We start from the raw sequence: 7,410 nt of genomic DNA, 5'->3' as shown, positions 1-7,410 counted from the left end.
CAAGAGTTTGTTGATAACTACAAAAGCGCACTTGCCGAGTTACAAGGGCTTATACTTCCTAAATCAAAAACTGGTAAGCTAGTCGAAGGTTCATTCGCATGGCTCCTTAAACAGTATTTTAATAGCTCCAATTGGCATAACCTCGCTAAAGCCACAAAGAAACAAAGAGAATACACTCTTATGAAAGTGTGCGATACTATAGGTCACATTTCATACCAAGCAATCGAAAAGAAACATATCATAGCCGGTGTTGAACGGCGCAAAGAAACACCAGCAATGGCTAGAGACTTTCTACAATCCCTAAATGGGCTTTTTAAATGGGCAATTGAACAAGGACTTTTGGAAAATAATCCAACTTTAGGCGTCAAAAAACCTCCTCTTAAAAATAAAGAGGGCTTTCCCGTTTGGACAGAAGAAGATGTTGAAAAATATTACCAACGCTGGTCACATGGTACCCATGAACGCGTTTGGATTGATGTTCTTTTATATACGGGTCTGCGTCGTGGTGATGCGGTCCGCATTGGCTGGAAAGACGTCAAAGATAATATCATTCACATCAAAACAGAAAAGAGCCAATTTAAAACAGATGTCTTTCTCCCAATTTTGCCAGAATTAGCCAAAACGCTTGAAGTTGGTCCTATTGGAGAAGAAACATTCATTTGTGGTAAACGCGGGAAAAAAATACCCAAAAAAAGCTTCGGAATTACATTTTATAATGCTTGTACCCAAGCAGGTATCAAAAAATCAGCGCATGGCTTAAGAAAATTAGCAGCAACACGCGCAGCAAATTCTGGAGCAACAGTATCACAATTGAAAGCACTCTTTGGCTGGACAAATGACAGTATGGCATCTCTTTATACCAAGAGCGCAGATCGCAAAAAACTCTCCCTTGAATCGATACAAAAGCTCCAAAAAAGTTAGGGATAGAGATAAAAAAACATAATAGAATCAATAAGCACCTAATCCCTTACTACAAATATAACTTTTTGATTTAATTATTATTTGTTACCGTTGCTAGAAATAACAATGAAATCAAGGGGGATAATTTGTTAATAGGCTTGGCGTTATGTCAAAATATCAGTGGTGATATTGCTTTTTGGTTGTTTTAGAAATGAAATAATGAACTCAAATATTGATGAATAAAACAGGAGGTTTAAATTGAAAATATTAATTCCAGATGACTATCAAAAAGCTACCCTAACATTACAGTCTATTACAAAATTAATGAAATCGCATGAAGTGCTGGTTATAAATAATTTAGCTCAAGAATGTGATTTAGAAGATAGGCTCAAAGAGATAGATATTCTGATCTTAATCAGAGAGCGGACTATAGTTGATAGAAATCTTCTCCTGAAACTGCCAAATTTAAAATTAATCTGCCAAACAGGCCCTATAGGTTCACATATTGATATAGAAGCTTGTAGAGACTTAGGAATTGAAATATTAGACGGTGGTGGAGATCCAACTTCTGCTGCTGAATTTGCATGGCTCTTAATTATGTCTGCGCGTAGAAAACTCTGTAAATCTGTATCTGATATGAAAAAAGGACGATGGCAAACAACATTTGGCAACCAAATGAAAGGGGCTACTCTTGGAATATTCGGGTTTGGGCGTATTGGTAAAATGGTTGCTCAATATGCTCAAGCTTTTGGCATGTCCATTTTGGTTTATGGGAGTGAGCGTTCAACGCAAGAAGCAAAAAATTTAGGTTATCATTTTACGCATTCAAAAGATGAATTTTTTACACGTCCTGACGTTATATCCGTCCATTTACGTTTAAGCGATAAAACCAGAGAAATCATAAAATTAGATGATCTATTGAACATGAAACCACATGCTATTTTTGTTAACACAGCGCGTTCAGCTTTGGTTGAAAAAGGGGCGATAGAAAAAATACTCAGTTTGGAAAATTCAACTTACTTTGCACTGGATGTTTATGACAGCGAGCCAGTATATGAGAGCAAATTATTGCAATCAGATAGAGTTCTTTGCACACCGCATCTGGGCTATGTGACTGAAGAAAGCTTTGAGAATTATTTTGAAAAAGCTTGCCAAAATATAGCTTCTTTTATAAAGAGCGCTTGATGCTGGCTGAGCCAATGTTTGTAAAATTTATCTTATATCGCTAGCGTATCAAATTTGCACGACACATAATAGCTTATTTCCTTAAATGAAGCATATTCCTTAGCTTTCACATTAAGACCAATCGTATTGACAGATTTTTATGTAATCAGCATAAAATACCTCATTTATTGTTGCAATCATTATTAAAAAAAGGCTACTTTATTGGAATACACTTTAATTGGAGGGGGGCTGAGTGAGCAATAATAAATTTATAGAAAAGAATTATTATAGATGGATTATATTGCTTGTTGCCACTATCGCTCAAGCATCAGCTTGCTTCTTTGTTCAAGGGATTGGTCCTTTAGCTGAATTTTTTAAGAAGGATTTCTCGCTTAGTGACTCTCAAATAGGTTTGCTGTCTTCAGCAGCGCAGTTCCTACCTATTATTGGGTTACTCATAGCTGGTGAATTACTAGACAAGTTTAACGAGCGCTATATTGTTGGAGTTGGAGCGGTCGGCGTTTCTGTCGCTCTTTTGTTGGGAGCAATCACAGATAACTATATTTCCCTTTTGGTTTGTTTGCTCATTGTAGGGGGATTTTATAGTTCTGCTCAACCTGGTGGCGCTAAATCTGTTTCTGCATGGTTTCCACAATCGCAACGCGGATTTGCAATGGGAATAAGGCAAGCGGGGCTACCATTAGGTGGGGCATTAGCTGGGATGGTTCTTCCTGCGAGTGCGCTTGTCTATGGCATAAAAGATGCGTTTTTGGTCGGTGCCATCGTTTCTTTTTTAGGGGGATGTATCTTTATTATTTTTTATCACGCACCAGCAAAAGTTGTCGCTATCGTTCCAAAAAGCAAGGCAAGAATTTCGTTCTATGCAAATGTAGGGTCTCGTCTTGCGATGTTGGCTGCGCCGCATATGAAGAATATTATTTTTCAGGCGTTTCACTTGTGATCGCTCAATATGGTTTAACCATTTTTATAACGATTTATTTTTATAGAATCGATCACCTGTCTTTAGATAAAAGTGCTTATTTGTTTTTTATTTCACAGGCTTCTGATGCCTTAGGAAGAATTATTTTAGCAACGTGAAGTGATCATTGTAGAAAAGGACGATTTTTTCCTGACTTGTTTTGCATGATTGCAGTCGTTTTTGGATTTTTAATATTAATTTGGGGCATGAGTGGATCCATAATTTATTTAACTATTTTATCTGCAATGTATTATCTAAAAATGCAACGAAATAGCCATTAATGTGAACATATGAATTAAAAAACAAACATCGCGTACAAACAAATTCAAACATAATTGGACACACAACTTATAAAATTTTTTAGATGAACAAATAATAATACACCCTATGTCTTTAAACAAAGAAGAGACAGAGATGAAGACTCCAAAGACTTCATCATCACCATCCTTCACTATTTTATTAATATATTCATTTTATACAAGAATCTTTCCATCGGAAGAAACAGCATTTGCAATAGCTTCTTCGTTTGCCTCATCGGGTAATAACATCTCATTATGAGCACATCCCGATGGGATCATAGGAAAACAGTTTTCTAAATGATAAACACGACAATCAAAAAGAACAGGCTTATCACAGTCAATCATTTGCTGAATTTTATCATCAAGTTCATCGGGTTTTGAACAATGAATTCCTACGGCTCCATAAGCTTGAGCCAATTTCACAAAGTCAGGCATAGATTCCGTATAAGAATGAGAAAGACGATTACCATGCAGCAATTGCTGCCACTGGCGAACCATCCCCATATACTGATTATTTAAAATAAAAATTTTCACCGGTGTGTCATGCTGGATTGCTGTTGCAAGCTCTTGAATATTCATCTGAATAGAGGCATCACCAGAAATACACAAAACAAGCGCATCAGGATGTGCTATTTGAACACCGATAGCAGCAGGAAGACCATACCCCATCGTTCCAAGACCACCAGAAGTCATCCAATGTTTTGGCTCATCAAAGTGATAATACTGCGCTGCCCACATCTGATGCTGTCCAACATCCGTTGTAATATAAGGACAGGCATCTTTGGTAAGAGCATATAGCCGTTCAAGAGCATATTGTGGCATGATAACATCTTTTTTTTCCATATATGCCAATGAATTACGAGCTTTCCAGCGATTAATTTGCATCCACCATGTTTTACGACTTTCTTTATCGAACTTTGATTGATGTATATGCAAATGTTGCATTATATCTGCCAAAACATGCGCCACATCGCCAATAAGTGGAACTTCTGCTTTTACAATTTTATTGATGGAAGAAGGATCAATATCAATATGAATAATACGCGCATGAGGTGCAAATGCATCAAGGCGCCCCGTGATACGATCATCAAATCGTGCTCCAACAGCTAACATAACATCACAATCATGCATGGCCATATTAGCCTCATAGGTTCCATGCATTCCAAGCATTCCAAGCCAATTTTTACCGGAAGCAGGATAAGAACCAAGTCCCATGAGTGTTGATGTAATCGGAAAATCTCCCAATTGAACCAAATTACGTAAAAGCTGTATAGCTTCCATCCCCGATGAAATAACACCACCACCAGAATAAATAATAGGACGTTTTGCTTCAACTAAAAGAGAAACAGCAGATTCAATAGCCTTAGTATTCTCTTTCAACGATAGAGAAGAATGCAAAGGATCCTGAACTTGAGGGGCTCTATAAAGTCCTGAAGCAAATTGAACATCCTTAGGAATATCAATCAAAACCGGCCCAGGACGACCTGATTGAGCAAGAAAAAAAGCTTCATGAATAATTTCTGCAAGATCATTGACGTTTTTAACCAGCCAGTTACGCTTCGTACAGGGCTTTGTAATACCAACCGTATCAGCTTCTTGAAAGCCATTTGTTCCAATGATCGTTGTCGCTACCTGACCAGAAAAACAAACAAGAGGTATAGAATCCATAAGAGCATCTTGCAAAGGTGTCACAGCATTCGTTGCCCCTGGACCAGAAGTCACAAGCATAACCCCTACCTTTCCAGTACTGCGTGCATAGCCTTCAGCCGCATGCCCTGCAGCTTGTTCATGGCGCACCAAAATATGCTGGAGTGTATCTTGGTGATAAAGAACATCAAAAATAGGCAAAACAGCCCCACCAGGATAACCAAAAATATGTTCAACGCCTTGATCTATAAGAGCCTGAATCACTATTTCAGCACCCGACATTATTTTTCCATCTGCACTCTCTTGCTTTCTTGGATCATTTCTCATTTTTCCCACTCACCTACTTTATAGGACAATAAAAAAGCCCCTAACGGAGCCCATAAAAAAAGCCCCCAAAGGAGCCCATTACACAACACATACTGTATGATTACCCCCCATTATTCCAACGTATAAAATATATAAAAAATTCCTTGTAGACAGATTTTTAATTCCATTGATACCATTCGTCAATAAAAAATTATATTTTCTAAAAAATTTCTTTTTTACGAATTATCTTTTATCTTTCGAAAGTTTCTTTGCAAGGCTCCAGCTCTTTTATCAAAAAGTAAGCATCCATTCTTCATCAAATTGATTACGAAACCATGTCATTTGTCTTTTTGCATATCTCCTCGTTTGTGTTTTCACCGCTTCAAGAGCATTCTCAAAGCTTCTATATCCATCCAAATAAGCTATAAATTCAGGTATACCAATAGCCTTCATTGCTGGTAATGAAGGAGAAAGCTTAAGATTCTTCATGATCATCACTTCTTCTAAAGCTCCTCTTTCAATCATAGAATCCAAGCGTTTATGAATACGTTCATAAAGCAGAGGACGTGGTGGCATGAGAAGAATTTTTTCGGTAAAATTCGGTGCAATGAGAGGTGTTGTTTTTTGTTTCTGCCACCAACTGAGCGTCTTACCAGTTGCATCGTAAACTTCCAAAGCACGGACAATACGCTGTCTATCGTGCGAAGAAATTTTTTCAGCAACAACAGCATCAATCTGCAACAACTGGCGATAAAGACTTTCAGGTCCCTCTTTATCAAGCAGCAAACGCCACTTCTGCCGCACAACATCTGGAACATGAGGGATTTCCGAAATCCCCTCTAAAAGAGCACGAAAATAAAGTCCTGTTCCACCAACAAAAATAACTGATCTTAAAGAAAAAGTAGCCAATAGCTTCTCGACATCACATAACCATTGCCCTACTGAATAATTCAAAGTAGGGCTCACATGACCATAAAGATAATGTGGAACAATCGCGGTATCAGCCTCCCTCGGCCGTGCCGTTAAAATATTTAAAACATCATAAACCTGCATTGAATCAGTATTAATAATGAGAGCATTCTTTTCTTTTGCCATTTGCAAGGCAAGTTCTGACTTCCCACTTGCCGTTGGCCCTGCTATCAATGTAATTGTTCTTTGTGCCATGAATAGCAATTTCTCCCAATCAATAACTTATTGCAACATACAGACACCCCCAAAGCCACTGTATTTTCTCTCCATTATCATAGAGTAAATACTTCAAACAAAAATACGAACACAAGTTCTCTTTAATACAAAGAAAATCCTATGAAACTTATAAAAAAGAACAAATGGACTTAATAACTACACCAAAAGAATTTCCAAGCATTTTTGCTATCATAGTTCAATAATAAACTACAGCCATAATCATTCTGTCCATTAGGCCATAAAAAACAAACTCTTTGTCATCCTTCATAAATATAATACTGAGCTTAACCTATATAATCGCTTTATTTTGTCCTATAAAAACAGCCTGCTACGCTGGTTTATAATAAGCGCCTCAAAAACTGTCTTCTTGACGCTCTCTTTTTTATAATTATTTTTTTATCTATCACTAAGAAAGGTACAAATATATATATAATTGATTGAATATAATATAATTTTTCTCCAAGATAACTTTTTCAAATTGAAGTGAAAAAACGTTAACTATAGCACACAAAGTATAATCACAAAGCGCTGAAAGTCCCATTGAATAAAACACTATTTATAACAGCATTTTGCAATTTGAATGAGCATCCCCAATATCATATGATTTCCTCATTTTTTCTCTTCTCATAAAACATCATAGCAATACCATTTACTTGCGCATCACAAGCAAAGATAAAAATAGACTTAAGAAAGGCGTAGCAATATCTCTTATGCAGCATTTTCAAAGTCTAGGTTGTTATAATATTGAGAACTGGAAAATACTATGAAGGCACCAATTTGTACTTTTATTTAACGCAAAAATAGAGCTGCCCAATGGATTTTATATTGCACACCCCATACTCTCTATCGTGAAATGAATTTGAGAAATATTGGACATCACATGCCTAGCTTGCAAAATATCCCATATACTAAAGCTGATAAAAACAAAAA

At 36.9% G+C, this 7,410-nt stretch carries 5 protein-coding genes; 3 read left to right on the top strand and 2 right to left on the bottom strand.

Annotation, left to right across the window (positions count from 1 at the left end):
* The 3 genes from ACFIJJ_RS05255 to ACFIJJ_RS05245 all read left to right on the top strand — a co-directional run.
* A partial coding sequence (locus tag ACFIJJ_RS05255; RefSeq protein ID WP_375646198.1) for a tyrosine-type recombinase/integrase occupies positions 1 to 921 on the top strand: 921 nt, incomplete at its 5' end.
* A gap of 237 nt (positions 922 to 1,158) precedes the next feature.
* Positions 1,159 to 2,085 (top strand): D-2-hydroxyacid dehydrogenase family protein, encoded by a 927-nt coding sequence (locus ACFIJJ_RS05250; protein ID WP_375646196.1) that lies wholly within the window; start codon positions 1,159 to 1,161, stop codon positions 2,083 to 2,085.
* Between the two features lie 232 nt (positions 2,086 to 2,317).
* Positions 2,318 to 3,025, top strand: a complete 708-nt coding sequence (locus ACFIJJ_RS05245) for an MFS transporter (RefSeq protein ID WP_375646193.1) — start codon at positions 2,318 to 2,320, stop codon at positions 3,023 to 3,025.
* 491 nt (positions 3,026 to 3,516) lie between these two features.
* Here the strand turns inward: ACFIJJ_RS05245 and ACFIJJ_RS05240 are convergent, their stop codons facing one another.
* Together ACFIJJ_RS05240 and miaA are read right to left on the bottom strand one after the other, a co-directional pair.
* Positions 3,517 to 5,316 (bottom strand): acetolactate synthase 3 large subunit, encoded by a 1,800-nt coding sequence (locus ACFIJJ_RS05240; RefSeq protein ID WP_375646191.1) that lies wholly within the window; start codon positions 5,314 to 5,316, stop codon positions 3,517 to 3,519.
* A 270-nt stretch (positions 5,317 to 5,586) separates the two neighbouring features.
* Positions 5,587 to 6,459, bottom strand: a complete 873-nt coding sequence (gene miaA, locus ACFIJJ_RS05235; protein WP_375646189.1) for a tRNA (adenosine(37)-N6)-dimethylallyltransferase MiaA — start codon at positions 6,457 to 6,459, stop codon at positions 5,587 to 5,589.
* Between the last annotated feature and the right edge of the window lie 951 nt (positions 6,460 to 7,410).

Source organism: Bartonella sp. TT29SHDZB, assembly GCF_042193395.1.
Lineage (GTDB): Bacteria > Pseudomonadota > Alphaproteobacteria > Rhizobiales > Rhizobiaceae > Bartonella.
The sequence above is the reverse complement of the archived record's forward strand: the minus strand, read 5'-3'. Positions and strand labels throughout refer to the sequence as shown.

What these genes read in the sequence shown, in the direction of transcription:
- miaA (WP_375646189.1), bottom strand. Translation starts at nt 6,459, where the DNA reads ATGGCACAAAGAACAATTACATTGATAGCAGGGCCAACGGCAAGTGGG.
- ACFIJJ_RS05240 (WP_375646191.1), bottom strand. Translation starts at nt 5,316, where the DNA reads ATGAGAAATGATCCAAGAAAGCAAGAGAGTGCAGATGGAAAAATAATG.